This window comes from Aeromonas sp. 600948 (genome assembly GCF_049174875.1).
Lineage (GTDB): Bacteria > Pseudomonadota > Gammaproteobacteria > Enterobacterales > Aeromonadaceae > Aeromonas > Aeromonas veronii_A.
On the sequence record NZ_JAAKTY010000013.1, the window covers coordinates 117,371 to 132,181 of the forward strand.

A 14,811-nucleotide genomic window follows, 5' to 3' on the forward strand; every position below is an offset into this window, starting at 1 on the left:
AAAGAGGGCTCCTGCGGGAGCCCTTTTGCGTTACTGGATGTCTATCTCGGCCAGACGATACCAGCCACTCTCTTCCAGACCGGCAATGCCGAGCTGCAGAGCGGGCTGCTTGTCCTGACCGATGAAGGCCAGCTCGAGATAGTAGTGACCGCGTGCCATCCGGCCCGGCAGGGTCAGGCTGTCGCGAGTGGTAGCCTTGCTGCCCGGGATCCAGCGGGTCATGTCGTTGCGGGTCACCAGCATGGCGCCGACCTGCCCTTCGTCGTTGACCAGCCGGTAGGTGAGCGGCCAGTTGCGATAGGCCGGCGCTACCCCGTCGTTGTGCCAGTCGCCGTTGAGGGCAAGGGTAGCCCCCGGCTTCATGGTTCCCTTGAGGGTCAGCTGGTCCAGCACGATGCGATAGCCCATCTTGCGCAGGGCATTGTCGACGATGGGTCGATATTGGGGCGGAACCGGATCCGACTTGAGATTGATGGTGGAGGCGTGTTGGGCCAGCGCCCAGTCAAAGGTGGCCTTGACCTCCTCCATGGTGTACTGCTGCTGGCCTGGCCACTCGCTCAGCTTGCCGCACACCTCGAAACTGACCGGCGCCCGCTGCCAGCTGGAATCGAAGTTCGCCACATCGGCGCGGGCGCTCGCCAGTCGTTCCGGGTAGGCGTTGCGCATGTGGCTCCAGCTTTGGGAGAAGTGGTGCCAGTCGCCGAGGCAGTCTGCCCGCCAGCCAGCTCCCTTGCCCACGGCATACTCAAACATGGGCAGGTTGTTGATGAGCATCAGCTTGGGGGTTCGCGGAAAAGCGGCCATCTGCAGGTCAACATAGGGTTTGAGCTGCTCGCTGCTGTAGCGCTGTTCCAGCGTCGGACCGGGGAAGTTGCTCATGTGCCACTCCCCCCATGAACCTATCATGCCGATGTCGACATGACTCAGCGCCGGGTTGCCATCGTAATGGGCGCCCAACGCCTGAAACAGCCGGGTGGCTCGGGCGAGGAACTGCGGGTCGCTGTAGTCGGGCACAAAGGTCTGGTGGTTGTTCACCCACTCTCCCCGAATCCCCTTGTTGATGAGCCACTCCGGGATCTTGCTGCCCGAGAAGGGCTCATCAAGGGTCATGACCCTGAGGGCAATCGACTGTTTCGGGGTGGCGTGCTGTGCCTGATCGATGGCCCTGTCGATCAGAGCAAAGTTGTATTCGCCCTCCCGTGGCTCCAGCTCGCTCCAGTAGAAGCGGAAGTAGTCGACCGTGCTGACCGGATGTTCAGCCAGAGAGAGGGGATGACCCCAGCTGTTGTGAAACTCTTCGATACCGACGCCGGGATTGTGCAAGAGGTCTTCGACCGGTTCGGGATGAATGGTGAGGGTACCGGCCAGAGCTCCCTGAGCCCATAGCAAGCCGGAATAGAGCAGGATCCTGCCCGGATGCATTTTCATGTGATCGTCCGCCTGTGGAACATGGTTGCATGCTAGGAAATTGGCGGACAAAGGCCCAGCCGGTTCCGCTTTTTTCGAGAAGAACCGACTGAAGCCTTTGTTGTCTAGGTCAGAGATTGACGGAGGTTGTGCCCTCAGTCGTCATTGTCATGTCCGGCTGGGCGGGACTCGACACTCTGTTGCCCCATCACCTGATACCAGTCGAGCTTGCGGGTCAGCATCATGATCAGCGCCAGGGTGGCGAACAGCAGCAGGGCGCCGAGCAGCAGGGCGATCTCTTCGGCTTGCAGCAGGCTGTAGAGGATGGCATAGACCAGCCCGAGCAGCGCTGCGAAGCCGATCCCCTGCTTCGGGCCACTCAGCACATGACTGAGGTAGAAGCCGTTGAGCAGCACGCTGGCCAGCGCGGCTACCAGATAGGCCCAGCCAAAGCCGAGGTGCTCGGTCAGGGCCAGCAGCACCAGATAGAAGATAGCCAGCCCCATGCCTACCAGCGCGTACTGGATCGGGTGAACCCTCAGCCCCTTGAGCAACTCGAACATAAAGAAGCTGATAAAGGTGAGGCCGATGAAGAGCAGGGCATATTTGGCCGCCCGTTCGTTGAGCTGATAGTGATCCACCGGCTGCACCAGACTGACGCTGAAGGTGGAGAGATTGCTATCGCCCCCGTTCATCATCCGGTTGAAGCGGGTCTCCATGTCGCTGGCGAACCAGCTGGTTTGCCAGTTGGCCTCAAACCCTTGTGGGCTCAGGGTGCGACTGCCCGGCAGAAAGTCGCCGATAAAGTTGGGGTGGGGCCAGTTGCCCGCCAGCTGCAGGGTGCTCTCCTTGCCCAGCGGGACTATGTCGAGGGCGTTCATCCCCTGTAGATTGAGCTCCAGATGGAAGGTGCCATCCTGCTGCGGCAGGCTGTCGATCGGGGCATGGATACCCGCGAGCGCATCACCGAGGCGGGCGCCGGGGGCAAACGGGATCCGCTGTGTGCCGAGTTGCAGTTCGGGGACGCTGTTGATACCGCGGGCATCGGAGAGTACCAGACTCAGGTAGGGTTTGCCTGCCACCAGCTCATCATCCCCGGCGAGCGGCGCGCTCTCTTGTAGTTGAGCTGCTGTCGGCAAACGGCCGGAGAGGGAGAGCCGGGTCTGATAGACCTGCGCCTGATAGATGCCGAGCTTGCGCGGGGTCACCTCCATGATGGCCTGCACGTCCAGCTGTTCCGGCAGCAGGTAGCGGTAGATCTGCTCCTGACGGACGAAGCGCTTGCCCTCCTGCTCGACCGTCACCGAACGGGTATAGGGCTGTACGATAATGGGCCCCATCAGTCGCTGCGGGCCGCTGCTGCTGGCCATGATGCTGTGAATGGCCTGACTGCGGTAAGCCTGACGCTCCCGGTTCAGCTCCATGATGGATTGCACCGGTACCATCAGCAGCAGGCTGAGCAACAGCAGCAGAAAGATCTTGTGGGTGAATATCTGTTTGACCATGACACGTCTCCTTGTTGGATGGAGTGAGTCTGCCGGCCGGACGTGAAGGGGGGATGGGCTTGTGTGAAGTGGTGGTGAAGGGGGATAAAAAAACCGGCATTGCGCCGGTTTCTGGAGGAATTACAGGGTCTTCAGCTTCCCGGGCAATGCGGCCAGCACCTCTTCTTTCGCCTTGAGGGAGGCGAACTGCTTGCCAGGCTTTTGCACCACGGTATGGACGAAGATCAGCTGCTTGCCCGGTTTGCTGGCCCAGCCGACGAACCAGCCGATCTGCTGATCGCGGTTTAGGCTGCCATCCAGCTTCTTCGGGTAGCCCATGCCGGTCTTGCCGTGGATCTGCCAGCCCTCGATCTCGCTCACCTTGAGGATATTGGCGGTGTATTGCAGGGTTTGCGCCGAGACCAGCAGCTTGCCGCTCACCATCTTGCCGAGGAAGCGAGCCTGCTCCTCCGGACTGATGGCGAGGCTGGAGCTGAGCCAGGCTTGGGTCAGACCGTCATGCTTGCCCGGATTGCCGGAGAGATCCCGGTTGCCGTAGTCGAAGCGGTCGACGTATTGCTGGAAGCGCTCCATCCCCAGCCATTCGGTGATCTGCTGGGAGAACCAGACCACCGAGTAGGTTTCCCAGCGGCGCGGGGTGGTGGTTTCGCGCCAGGCGGGCAGCCAGCCGTCATAGCTCGGTTTGTAAGGCAGTGCCGGATGCTCTTCATCAACCAGATAGCCACTGTCGTAACCCATCAGCGCCAGCGGGATCTTGAAGGTGGACGCGGGCGGCAGCTGGCTGGAGCAGTCCCCTTCGCTGGAGAGGGTCTGGCCGTTGCCGTCAGCATAGAGAAAGCAGCCGCTGGCGGCGGAGGCAGGCAGGGCTGCGAGCAGACCGGCAGCCAGCAGGCTGGAGAGAAGCAGGCGGGACATAGCATTTCCTTGAGCAAATGGATGAGAGAAAGCGGCAGTCTAATGCCGTTTTGTGTGGGGAATGTGAAGTTGCAGGGGGACTAGGCGAATGGCAGCCAGAGTTCCGCCAGCGCGCCTCCTTCCGGCCGGTTGCTCAGGGTCAGACGGCCGCCATGCTGGTGGGCTACCTCATGGGTGAAGCTGAGCCCCAGACCACTGCTCTTGCCCTTGTCCGGTCGTGGCAGGGAGTAGAAGCGCTCGAAGATGCGCGGCAATGCGTAGTCGGGAATGCCGGGGCCGCAGTCGGTAACCCGAAAACAGTAGCCCTCCTCCTGCTGGCTGCCGCTCAGGGTGACCTGCCCGTTGGCGGGAGAGAAGTCGATAGCGTTATCCAGCAGGTTGCCGATGGCCTGCTCCACCAGCAGCGGATCCCACTTCTGTTTCGGCGCGCTGGCCAGCTCGGCCACCAACTCGACCTGACGGCGCTGGGCGATGATCTGGCGGGCGTCGAGGGTGCGCTTGCCCAGTTTTGCCGGTTCCACCGACTGGCGATCCAGCCCCTGCCCCGACTCCAGCCGCGCCAGTTGCAGCATTCGCTCGATCAACTGCTGCATGCGCGCGGTTTCCAGATTGATGTTGCCGATAAAGCGTTTGGCAACTTCGGGGGGCGGCGTTTCGGCCAAAATCTCCCCTGCCCCGCGAATGGCGGCCAGCGGGCTCTTCAGCTCGTGGGTCAGGCTGTGAACATAGGCTTCGATATAGCTTTTGCCATCGAGCTGGTGGCGCATGGTCTCCAGCGAGCGGCCGAGCCGATCCAGCTCGACGGTGTGCAACTGCGGCAGCGGTGCCGCCTCCCCCTTGCTGACCGAGTCGGCGTAGTGCACCAGCTTGCCGATGGCGCGGTTGAGCCACCACACCAGCAGGCTGCCGATCAGCAGCGAGATGAGCAGCATCTGGCCGCCGGCCCGCAGCAGCTCCTGTTCCCCCCGCTCGATGGCAGGCATCAGGGTGCGGTTGGGTTTGGCGACGGTGAGGGAGCCGATGATCTCGGCCCCTTCCCGCAGCGGCGCCGCCACATACATGGTCGAGCTGGCGGCATCGTCGGGATCGGTGCGGGTGCTGCGGGCGCCATACTGGCCACGCAGAGTGCGGTAGACATCGTTCCAGCGGGAATAATCCTTGCCCAGATCCGTGCCGTCGGAGTCGTAAATCACCATACCCTTCTGGTCAGTGACATAGATGCGGTACTCCGCCTGCTGCTTGAGGTGGCCATCGATCATCGCATTGATGGGATTCTGGTTGAGGCGGGCGAAGGCGCTGGCCAACCGCCCGTTCATCATATTGCCCTCTTTCAGATCATCGAGCGCGAGCGGCGCCAGCAGCTGGGTCATGTCTACCAGAGTATCCTCGGTGGCGCTGCGCACCCCGGGTTTTATCTCCTCGACGAAGATCTCCAGCACGAACCAGGCGGCCAGCGCGAAGATCAGCAGCAGGCCGCACAGCAGTTGCAACCCGAGTCTCATGCCAGCTCTAGGCTGTAGCCCAGCCCGCGGTGGGTGAGGATCAGGTTGGCTTCTGGATCATGTTCGCGCAGCTTGGCGCGGATGGTCTTGATGTGGGTATCGACGGTGCGATCCAGACTCTCCTCCGCATCCTGCCACACCAGATCCATCAGCTGCTGGCGGGAGTAGACCCGCCCCGGCGCCAGCATCAGGGTCTTGAGCAGCAGATATTCGTAGCGGGTGAGGGCCAGCGGCTGGCCGCGAAAATGAATGCGGGCCCGCTCCTCATCCAGTACCAGCAGGGCGCTGGGCTGGGGGGCAACGGGCTGGCTGCGGCGCAGGATGACCCGCACCCGGGCACACACTTCCCGTGGCGAGAAGGGTTTGGCCACATAGTCGTCGGCACCTATCTCCAGCCCGATCAGTCGGTCTATCTCCTCGCTGCGGGCGGTGAGGAACATCAGGGGAATATCGGTCAGCGCCCTCACCTGCTTGCAGAGTTCGAAGCCGCTGATGTCGGGTAGCCCCACATCGAGGATCAGGAAGTCGGGTCGCGTCTGTTCCAGTCGTGTCAGCAACTGTTGGCCCAGCATGAACCACTCCACCTCGAACCCGTCGGTCTGCAGGGCGTAAATCAGGGTGTCGGCGATGCTGGCCTCATCCTCCACCAGCCAGATGACTCTCTTTTGCATGGCATCCTCGTCGCAAATTGGCACCCCATTCTGGCATCGAACCAAATCGGATCCTATTTGCTGTTTTATTTTTCCGAAAAAGGGGCTAATATTTCGATGTTCTTTCGAATCGAAACTTAAAAATGACCAAACGTAATACTCAACAACGCCGACACACCATAGTGACCCTGGTACAAGAGCAGGGTGAAGTGAGCGTCGACGCCCTTGCCAAACACTTTTCTACCTCCGAAGTGACTATCCGTAAAGATCTGGCGGTACTGGAGACCGGTGGTCTGCTGCTGCGCCGTTACGGTGGCGCCGTCCCCTTGCCGAGCGAGATGGTGGTCGAGGTCAACCCTGAACAAGTTTCGAACCGAAAGTTAGCCATTGCCCGTGCGGCGGCCGAGCGGCTGCGTGATCACAACCGCGTCATCATCGACAGCGGCAGCACCACCAGCGCCATGATCCCCATGCTGGGCAACAAGCGCGGCCTCATCGTGATGACCAACTCCCTCAATGTGGCCGGTGCCCTGCGCGAGCTGGAAAATGAGCCTACCCTGTTAATGACCGGTGGCACTTGGGACCCTCACTCCGAATCCTTCCAGGGGCAGGTGGCGGAACAGGTGCTGCGCTCCTACGACTTCGACCAGCTCTTTATCGGTGCCGACGGCATCGACCCGGAGCGTGGCACCACCACCTTCAACGAGCTGGTGGGCCTGTCGCGGGTCATGGCCGAGGTGTCGCGGGAGGTCATTGTGATGGTCGAATCGGAAAAGATCGGCCGCAAGATCCCCAATCTCGAACTTCCCTGGTCGAGCATCCATACCCTGGTGACCGACGAGGGGCTGGCCAGCGAGGCCAGAGAACAGATTCAAGCCCAGGGGGTGACGCTTATCTGCGCCCCGGTCACTTGCTGACATCGAGCTCTGAACCATCCAACTGACTTTACGATTTGTATCTCAAGGAGAAGTGTATGTGTGGCATCGTCGGGGCTGTTGCCCAACGTGATGTGGCTGAAATTCTGGTAGAGGGCCTGCGCCGTCTGGAGTACCGCGGTTATGACTCAGCCGGTGTGGCCGTGTTCAGCGCCAACCAGCCGCTGCAGCGGGTTCGCCGTCTGGGCAAGGTGGCCGAGCTGGCCAAGGCGCTTGACGAGCAGTCCGTCCACGGCGGTACCGGCATCGCCCATACCCGCTGGGCCACTCACGGCGAGCCCTCCGAACGCAACGCCCACCCCCACGTCTCCGAGCATATCGTGGTGGTGCACAACGGCATCATCGAGAACCACGAAGAGCTGCGGGAAGAGTTGAAGGCGCTGGGCTATGTGTTCAGCTCCGACACTGACACCGAAGTGATTGCCCATCTGGTCCATCACGAGCTGAAGAGCGCCGGCAGCCTGCTGGCCGCCATGCAGACTGCGGTGAAGCAGCTGCGCGGTGCCCACGGTACCGTGGTGATGGACAGCCGCGACGACAGCCGCGTGGTGGTTGCCCGCTCCGGTTCACCGCTGGTGATCGGCCGCGGTATCGGCGAGAACTTTATCGCCTCCGACCAGATGGCGCTGCTGCCGGTGACCCGTCGTTTCATCTTCCTGGAAGAGGGTGATGTGGCCGAAGTGACCCGCCGTGACGTGCATATCTTCGATACCAACGGCAACGCTGTGGTGCGTGAAGAGCAGGAGTCCGAACTCTCCCACGATGCCGGTGACAAGGGTGAATACCGTCACTACATGCTCAAGGAGATCCACGAGCAACCCAAAGCGATCACCAACACCCTGGAAGGGCGTCTGGGCAGCGATCACGTGGTGGTCGAATCGTTCGGCAACGGCGCGCGCGCCATCTTTGACAAGGTGGAGCACGTGCAGATCGTTGCCTGCGGCACCTCCTATCACTCCGGCATGGTGGCTCGCTACTGGTTCGAAGAGATCGCCGGCGTCTCCTGCGATGTGGAGATTGCCTCCGAGTTCCGCTATCGCAAATCGGTAGTGCGTCCCAACAGCCTGCTGGTGACCCTCTCCCAGAGTGGCGAGACCGCCGATACCCTGGCGGCGCTGCGTCTGGCCAAGGAATCCGGCTACATGAGCTCGCTGGCTATCTGCAACGTGCCGGGCTCCTCGCTGGTGCGTGAATCGGATCTGGCCTTTATGACCCGCGCGGGGGCAGAGATTGGTGTGGCCTCCACCAAGGCGTTCACCACCCAGTTGGCTGGCCTGCTGATGCTGGTGGCCTCGGTCGGTCACTGCCGTGGCCACCTTAGCGCGTCCGCCGAGGCTGAACTGGTCAAGGCGCTGCAAGCCCTGCCGCTGCGTATTAAAGAGAGTCTGGCGCTGGCCAAGGATATCGAAACCCTGGCCGAAGAGTTTGCCGACAAGCAGCACAGCCTGTTCCTCGGCCGCGGCAGCCAGTACCCCATCGCCATGGAGGGGGCGCTCAAGCTCAAAGAGATCTCCTACATCCACGCCGAAGCCTACGCCGCTGGCGAGCTGAAGCACGGCCCGCTGGCGCTGATCGATGCCGAGATGCCCATCATTGTGGTGGCGCCGAACAACGATCTGCTGGAGAAGCTCAAGTCCAACGTGGAAGAGGTGCGCGCCCGTGGCGGTATCCTCTACGTGTTCGCCGATGCCGACACCGGCTTCAAGAGCGACGAGACCATGCGGGTCATGAACCTCAACCATGTGGAAGAGGTGATCGCCCCCATCGTCTATACCGTGCCGCTGCAGCTGCTCTCCTACCACGTCGCCCTGATCAAGGGCACTGACGTCGACCAGCCGCGCAACCTGGCAAAATCGGTGACTGTTGAGTAAGTCACTTTCTGAAATGAAAAAGAGCCGCTATTGCGGCTCTTTTTGTTTCGGCTGAGGGGTTACGACAGCCGCAGGTTGGTGATGGTGACCTCATCGAGGGAGGGCACTATGATGCCGCTGGTGATCCCCTTGGCGATGGCCTGGCTGCGGTTCTTCGAGTCGGTCTTGTTGGTCACCTGGGTCAGGTGAAAGTTGACCGTCCGCTCGCTGATGCCGAGGATAGTGGCGATCTCCCAGGAGGTTTTGCCCTCGCTGGCCCAGAACAGGCACTCCTTCTCCCGATCCGACAGTTCGGTCAGGTACTTCATCAGGTCAGGCCGGCTTTTGATCAGTTGCAGCGCGGAGTTGAAGATGTAGCTGGCGCAAAACGACAGCAGGGGAACGTTTTCAAACATCAGATCGGTGTTGGATTTGTCCTTGGTGATGAATGAGAGGATGCCGTGCTCTCCCTGCGGGGTGTGCAGCGGGAAGGAGACGCCGTTGCGCACCCCGAAATCGGCAGCCAGATTCATCACATCGCGGCTGGCGCTGGGCAGCCAGGGCGAGTCGCAGTCGAGCTTGTTCCAGAAGATAGGCTGGGTCTGTTTCAGCCCCAGATAGACCACCGGATCCTGGGTCAGATACTGGTTTTCGCTGTAGGCGTCAAACCAGCTGGTCGGACAGTTGTTGAACAGTGCCACGTGGGATTTCTGCATGCTGATGGGGAAAATAATCAACAGCCGGAAGTAATCAAAGCCCATTTGATGACTGAAGCGTTCCAGTTGTTGCTGGATATCGCTGGTTTTTGTTGCCTTGGTGAACTTGTCGATATGTTCCCAGATCGCATCGTTGAGCATGACTTTCTCCTTTTTCGATCTCTATCACACTGATCGAAAAGATTTTTTCTCGTTATTTATATTTGTGCGGTGGCTATTGGCGCCACTTATTCCGTGCGTGTCTAAAAATTATCCTGTTTTTGTGCATAAAGGCCAAGAAAATCCTCTCGTTGCCAGTCCGCCCCGCATTTGAGATAATGATAATAGTTATCATTAGTAAGATGTATTTCAATGAACAAATTATGGGGTGTGGCCCTGCTGCCACTGTCAGTCCACTTTGCTGCCATCGGGGATGAGCTGGTTGCTCCCGCCCTCAAGAACAGCATAGCTGCCGGGAAAGCCTCCCAGCAGCGGGTGGAAAAAGCCGCCGATGCCGCCGTTGCCGCACGACTGGAGCTGCAAAATGCCCAGCTGCAACTGCGCGACCTCGAAGCCTACAACCGCTACATGCAATCTCTGGTGGCCGATCAGCAAAATGAGCTGGGTAAATTGAGTCAGCAGCTGGAAGCGGTGCAAGAGACCCGTCAGGGCTTGATCCCGCTGATGTTGCAAATGCAGGCAGATCTGGAACAGCTGGTGCAAAACGACATCCCGCTGCGCAAGGAAGATCGTTTGGCGCGGGTTGAACAGTTGAAAGCGACCCTGGCCCGCGCAGACGTTAGCGAGGCAGAGAAATTCCGTCAGCTGCTGCAGGCCTATCAGATCGAAGCCGAGTACGGCAGCCGGATGGACAGCTATTCCGCCGAGCTGGAGCTGGATGGTGCTCCTCGTCGGGTCGATGTGCTGGCGCTGGGTCGGGTCTCCCTGCTGGCAATGACGGCCGATCGCAGTCAGGCATGGCGCTGGTCTGCCGAGGCGAAGCAGTGGCAAGCCCTCGATAGCCAGTGGCTCTCCCCTATCGCCGAGGCGATGGATGTGGCCGCCGCCAAGAAAGTTCCCCAGTTGCTCAATGTCCCCCTCTCTGTCAGCCGCAGTCAGGAGGCCCAATCATGAGAGTCACCATGAAGTGGTTCCCCCTCCTTATTGCCCTCTCCTGCGGTACCAACGCCGCTGTCGCCGATGAGTGGCAGCAGCAGGAACAGGCTCGTGAACAGCAGGCTCAGCAAGATCTGGCGACCGTTGCCAAGGAGCTCGGAACTGCCCGTGCCAGACTGGCCGAGGCCCAGCGCCTGAGCAAGGAGCTGGCTGGCAAGTTCGCCAGCAACGAGAAGCAGCTGGTCGAGCTTAACGCCCAGTGGGAGCAAGCCTCCGGCGACATGAACGAGATCTTCGCGGTCTCCCGTCAGGGCGCCAGCGATGCGGTCAAGCTGCTGAGCGAATCCGCCGTCGAGGGCCAGTACCCGGAGCGTCTCGCCCCGCTGAAAGCCATGGCACAGGATAAACAGGTGCCGGATCGTGCCGCTCTCGCCCTGCTGCCCGCCACGCTGCTGCAGGAGATCCGCGAATCTGGCCGGATTGCCCAGTTCAACGGCAAGGTGCTCGATGCCCAGGGGGCTGCCAGCGAGCAGTCGCTGACCCGGGTTGGCAGTTTTGCCCTGCTGGGGAGCGAAGGCTTCCTGCAACCGACCGCCGAAGGCTTGAGCCCGGTACTGGGTCTGTCCGGTAGCGTGCTCTCTGCCGTTGTGGCTTATCAGGGTCAGGAAGGGGAAGCGCTGCCGCTGGATCCTTCTCATGGCACTCTGCTGGCGATGCTGGCACAGGCGCCCACCTTCTGGCAGCAGGTACAACAAGGTGGTCAGGTCGGCGCCATTATCGTGCTGTTGGCCGCCATCGGTTTGGGTATCGCTGCGGTACGGCTTTGGAGCCTCTCCCGCGAACTGGGTCGGGTGCGCCGCCAGCTCAAGAGCGGCGAGTATCACACCGACAACGCCCTCGGCCGGGTGCTGACGGTGGCGGACAAACACCCCGAGCTGAGCATGGAGACCCTCGAGCTGCGTCTTGATGAGGCGATCCTGCAGGAGACTCCTCGCATGGAGCGCGGCATCGGCATGGTCAAGGTGATCGCGGCCATCGCCCCCATGCTGGGTCTGCTCGGTACCGTAACCGGGATGATCGGCACCTTCCAGGCCATCACCCAGTTTGGTACCGGCGATCCCAAGATCATGGCGGGCGGCATCTCCATGGCGCTGGTCACCACGGTACAGGGTCTGGTTGCGGCCATTCCGCTGATCCTGGCCCACAGCCTGCTGCAATCGCGCTTCACCGAGCTCTCCAATGTGCTGGAGCAGCAGGTGGCCGGCATTCTGGCCGAGCGTGCCGAGAGCAATAACAACGGGATGGAGCGAGCCGCATGATGCTCGACATCTGGCAACAGCTGCAGAGCTTCATGGGCCGTGGCGGTCCGGTGCTCTGGGTCATTCTGGCCCTGCTGGTGCTGATGTGGATTTTGATGATCGAGCGGCTGCTCTACCTCAATCTGGGGTTCGGCCCCTTGCAGCAACAGCTGCTCGGCCGCTGGCAGGCTCGCCGCGAGCGCCACAGCTGGCACGCCCGAGCGATCCGCAGCCGCTGGCTGGCACAGGCGGAGCTGGAACTGAACCGTCATCTGATCTTCATCCGCACCCTGGTGGTGCTCTGCCCCATGCTGGGGCTGCTGGGCACTGTGACCGGCATGATCGGCGTATTCGATGCGTTGGCTGCGGCCAACCGCTTTAACCCGGAGAGCATGGCGGGTGGGATCTCCCGCGCCACCATCCCCACCATGGCAGGCATGGTGGTGGCCCTCTCCGGCGTGTTGTTACTCAGTCGGCTCGAGAGTCAGGCCAAGCGTGCGCTGGCCAAGACCCGGGACGGCCTGCGAGAAGAGAAGGTAATGCAATGAGACGGCAATCCAAACGCCAGCGTGACGAAGTGCAGATCGACATGACCCCCATGCTGGATATCGTGTTCATCATGCTGATCTTCTTTATTGTCACCACCTCCTTTGTGCGCGAAGCCGGGCTCGAGGTACACAGACCCCAGGCCAGTCAGGCCAAGGCGCAGAAATCCTCCAGCATCATGTTGGCGATCGGGGCTCAGGGTCAGATCTTCCTCGACCGCAAGCAGATCGATGTGGAGCGGGTACAGGCCACCATCGCCCGTCTGCTGGCGGAGCAGCCCGATGCCAGCCTGGTGATTCAGGCCGATGAGCGGGTGCCCCATGGCAAGGTGGTGCGGGTGATGGATGAGGCCAAGGCGGCGGGTATCGCCAATATCGCCGTGGCGGTGGCGCCGAAATGAAATACAAGCTGATGAGCCTGGGGCTGGGGATCGCCCTCAGTCTGGGCATCCTGCTGTTTATGGCCACGCTGGTTGAACCGCCCCGGGGCGAGAAGGTGGCGAGCGAACAGAAGCCCATCGTCATCAATATGCAGAACGAGGTGACCGAGGTGCAGGTACGCGAGCGTCCGGTGCCGCAGGAGCCCGAGCCTCTGCCAGAGCCTCCCGCCGCATTGGCCTCGACACCACTGCCGATGCCTGCCGCGGCCCCTTTGGCGGCCGTTGAGCCGAGTCTGGATCTGGTCTCCAGCCTCAGCGCGGTGCAGGTCTATGCCCCCGGTGTGGCGACCAGTACCGCACCGGTATTGAGTGGCAACTACCACGGCCAGCAGCAGGGTGCGGGTATCGGCGTCGGTGACATGCTGATGCCGTTGCAACGGATCGAGCCGGTCTACCCCTATCGTGCCCAACAGTCAGGGATCGAAGGATTCGTCACCCTGCGCTTTAGCGTGAATGCCGAAGGTGGCGTGCAGGATGTGGAAGTGGTCGAGGCCAAACCCAAGCGTCAGTTCGAGCGGGCGGCCATTCAGGCGATCAACAAGTGGCGCTATCAGCCGAGACCGGGCGCCACCGACAAGCTGGTGCAAGTCATCACGCTCAAATTCAAACTGGAGTCATAACTATGTTGCGGATCTGGATCTGTCTGCTTGCCCTGGTCGGCCAAGCCTGTCTGGCGATGGAGTTCAGCCCTCACTTCTCCCGTCAGCTTGAACCCGTGATGAAGCTCTATCAGTCCGGTCAGTGGCAACAAGCCCAGAGCAAGGCGTCCGGCCTCAAGCCAAATAGCGATGCCGAGCGTGCCTGGCTGGCGCAGTTGCAAGCCTCGCTGGCGGCCAATCTGCAACAGACCGCCCAGGCGAGCCGTTATGTCGAACAGGCTCTTGCCTATAAAGAGTGGCCCGAGCAGCAACAGCTCCAGCTGTTGCGACTGCGCGGCGATATTCAGGCCCAGCAATCCAACTGGTCTGGCGCCATCGCCAGCTACAAGGCGGCACTGGCACTCAAACAAGACGATGCACTGCGCCTGCGTCTGGCCGGCCTCTATTACCACAACAAGCAGTACGGTGACGCCGCCAGCCAGAGCGAACAGTTGTTGAAGAAGGGTTGGCAGAAGCAGGCCGCCATTATTCGTCTCTCCGCCCTCACCGCTCAGCAACGTTATGGCGTGGCTGCCGATCAGGCGGCCGAGTTGATCAGCCACGAACCCAAAGAGAGTAAATGGTGGCAGCAGGCGGTGTCGCTCAACCTCTCCGCCAAACGTGGCGATCAGGCGTTGGCTCTGCTGCAAACAGCTATCGACAGAAAACTGATGGATGATGCGTCTGCCCGCAATCAGCTGATCCGCCTCTATGCCTGGCAAGGGCTGCCTTATCGTGGTGCCCGTCTGCTGGAAGCGGCCATGGCCAAGGGACAGATGAAGCAAAGTGCTGAAAATCGCCAACTGCTTGCCCAATTGTGGGAAGGTGCCCGGGAGTGGTCACAAGCAGTTGATAGCTGGCAGCAGCTGGCCAGCCTACATGGTCAGCCCAAAGCTGCCATGCGCGCCGCCGAACTGATGCTGCAACAGGGCAAGACTGATGCTGCCATGATCCAGCTCGCCGCCATCAAGTCGGTAAAAGGCGAGCAAGGCAATCGTGCCAAAGCGCTGCTGGTGCAGGCACACCTTAATAAGGAGCAGTATGCCCAGGCGCTGGAACTGGCCCGTGAGCTGCAGCAACAGGATAACTGGCAGCAGAAGGCAACCAGCTGGGTCAACTATATCCGGGCACAAAGCGAAGAGTTGAGCAAAAAAGCGGCATGAAAGAGGTGCCAAGGGGCTGTTTTGGGGCGTTCAGTTCGCTTTTTCAGCAAACGAACGCATTTTTGCAAAAAGCTCTTGTCATCCCGGCGCGGCTCCCTATAATGCGCCCCTACCAGCACGGCGGAACACGCCAACCTGATGAGCCAGCTTCC

The 14,811-nt window shown here is 61.0% G+C and carries 14 protein-coding genes; 8 read left to right on the top strand and 6 right to left on the bottom strand.

Features of this window, described 5'->3' with window-relative positions:
• Positions 1-30: 30 nt before the first annotated feature.
• The 5 genes from G5182_RS12845 to blrA all read right to left on the bottom strand — a co-directional run bounded on the left by G5182_RS12845 (position 31) and on the right by blrA (position 6,000).
• Complete coding sequence (locus G5182_RS12845; protein ID WP_216960056.1) at positions 31-1,428, bottom strand: DUF4832 domain-containing protein; 1,398 nt, start codon at positions 1,426-1,428, stop codon at positions 31-33.
• 134 nt (positions 1,429-1,562) lie between these two features.
• On the bottom strand, positions 1,563-2,912 hold the full coding sequence (gene creD, locus G5182_RS12850) for a cell envelope integrity protein CreD (RefSeq protein WP_227341674.1): 1,350 nt from the start codon (positions 2,910-2,912) through the stop codon (positions 1,563-1,565).
• Positions 2,913-3,032: 120 nt separating this feature from the next.
• Positions 3,033-3,827, bottom strand: coding sequence for an OXA-12 family class D beta-lactamase (gene blaOXA, locus G5182_RS12855; protein WP_421254427.1), 795 nt, complete (start codon positions 3,825-3,827; stop codon positions 3,033-3,035).
• Positions 3,828-3,907: 80 nt separating this feature from the next.
• Positions 3,908-5,329 carry a beta-lactam sensor histidine kinase BlrB gene (gene blrB / locus G5182_RS12860; protein WP_227341672.1) on the bottom strand — a complete coding sequence of 474 codons (1,422 nt, stop codon included), beginning with the start codon at positions 5,327-5,329 and terminating at the stop codon, positions 3,908-3,910.
• On the bottom strand, positions 5,326-6,000 hold the full coding sequence (gene blrA / locus G5182_RS12865; RefSeq protein WP_013724228.1) for a beta-lactam response regulator transcription factor BlrA: 675 nt from the start codon (positions 5,998-6,000) through the stop codon (positions 5,326-5,328). Before blrA ends, blrB begins: the two co-directional genes overlap by 4 nt.
• A gap of 122 nt (positions 6,001-6,122) precedes the next feature.
• On the opposite strand from blrA, the gene G5182_RS12870 reads away from it, so the two are divergent.
• The gene (locus G5182_RS12870) at positions 6,123-6,896 is read left to right on the top strand and encodes a DeoR/GlpR family DNA-binding transcription regulator (RefSeq protein ID WP_005355851.1); all 774 of its coding nucleotides are present in this window, start codon (positions 6,123-6,125) and stop codon (positions 6,894-6,896) included.
• 56 nt (positions 6,897-6,952) lie between these two features.
• Positions 6,953-8,785: a glutamine--fructose-6-phosphate transaminase (isomerizing) gene (gene glmS / locus G5182_RS12875; protein WP_421254428.1), complete on the top strand. Its 1,833-nt coding sequence runs from the start codon at positions 6,953-6,955 to the stop codon at positions 8,783-8,785.
• Between the two features lie 59 nt (positions 8,786-8,844).
• Here glmS and G5182_RS12880 read toward each other — a convergent pair whose 3' ends face one another.
• Positions 8,845-9,621: a helix-turn-helix transcriptional regulator gene (locus tag G5182_RS12880; RefSeq protein ID WP_227341671.1), complete on the bottom strand. Its 777-nt coding sequence runs from the start codon at positions 9,619-9,621 to the stop codon at positions 8,845-8,847.
• A 210-nt stretch (positions 9,622-9,831) separates the two neighbouring features.
• Here G5182_RS12880 and G5182_RS12885 point away from each other — a divergent pair, with 210 nt between their 5' ends.
• The 6 genes from G5182_RS12885 to G5182_RS12910 are packed head-to-tail and all read left to right on the top strand — an operon-like array spanning position 9,832 to position 14,659.
• Entirely contained in the window at positions 9,832-10,593 is a 762-nt protein-coding gene (locus tag G5182_RS12885; RefSeq protein ID WP_227341670.1) for a DUF3450 domain-containing protein, read from the top strand.
• Positions 10,590-11,894: a MotA/TolQ/ExbB proton channel family protein gene (locus G5182_RS12890; RefSeq protein WP_227341669.1), complete on the top strand. Its 1,305-nt coding sequence runs from the start codon at positions 10,590-10,592 to the stop codon at positions 11,892-11,894. The genes G5182_RS12885 and G5182_RS12890 overlap by 4 nt, the downstream gene beginning before the upstream one ends.
• A complete protein-coding gene (locus G5182_RS12895) occupies positions 11,891-12,421 on the top strand; it encodes a MotA/TolQ/ExbB proton channel family protein (RefSeq protein WP_042037184.1) in 531 nt (176 codons plus the stop codon). Before G5182_RS12890 ends, G5182_RS12895 begins: the two co-directional genes overlap by 4 nt.
• Positions 12,418-12,819: an ExbD/TolR family protein gene (locus G5182_RS12900; RefSeq protein ID WP_005339369.1), complete on the top strand. Its 402-nt coding sequence runs from the start codon at positions 12,418-12,420 to the stop codon at positions 12,817-12,819. The genes G5182_RS12895 and G5182_RS12900 overlap by 4 nt, the downstream gene beginning before the upstream one ends.
• The gene (locus tag G5182_RS12905; RefSeq protein ID WP_042656899.1) at positions 12,816-13,478 is read left to right on the top strand and encodes an energy transducer TonB; all 663 of its coding nucleotides are present in this window, start codon (positions 12,816-12,818) and stop codon (positions 13,476-13,478) included. The genes G5182_RS12900 and G5182_RS12905 overlap by 4 nt, the downstream gene beginning before the upstream one ends.
• Before the next feature lie 2 nt (positions 13,479-13,480).
• Positions 13,481-14,659: a hypothetical protein gene (locus G5182_RS12910; protein WP_421254429.1), complete on the top strand. Its 1,179-nt coding sequence runs from the start codon at positions 13,481-13,483 to the stop codon at positions 14,657-14,659.
• Positions 14,660-14,811 lie beyond the last annotated feature (152 nt).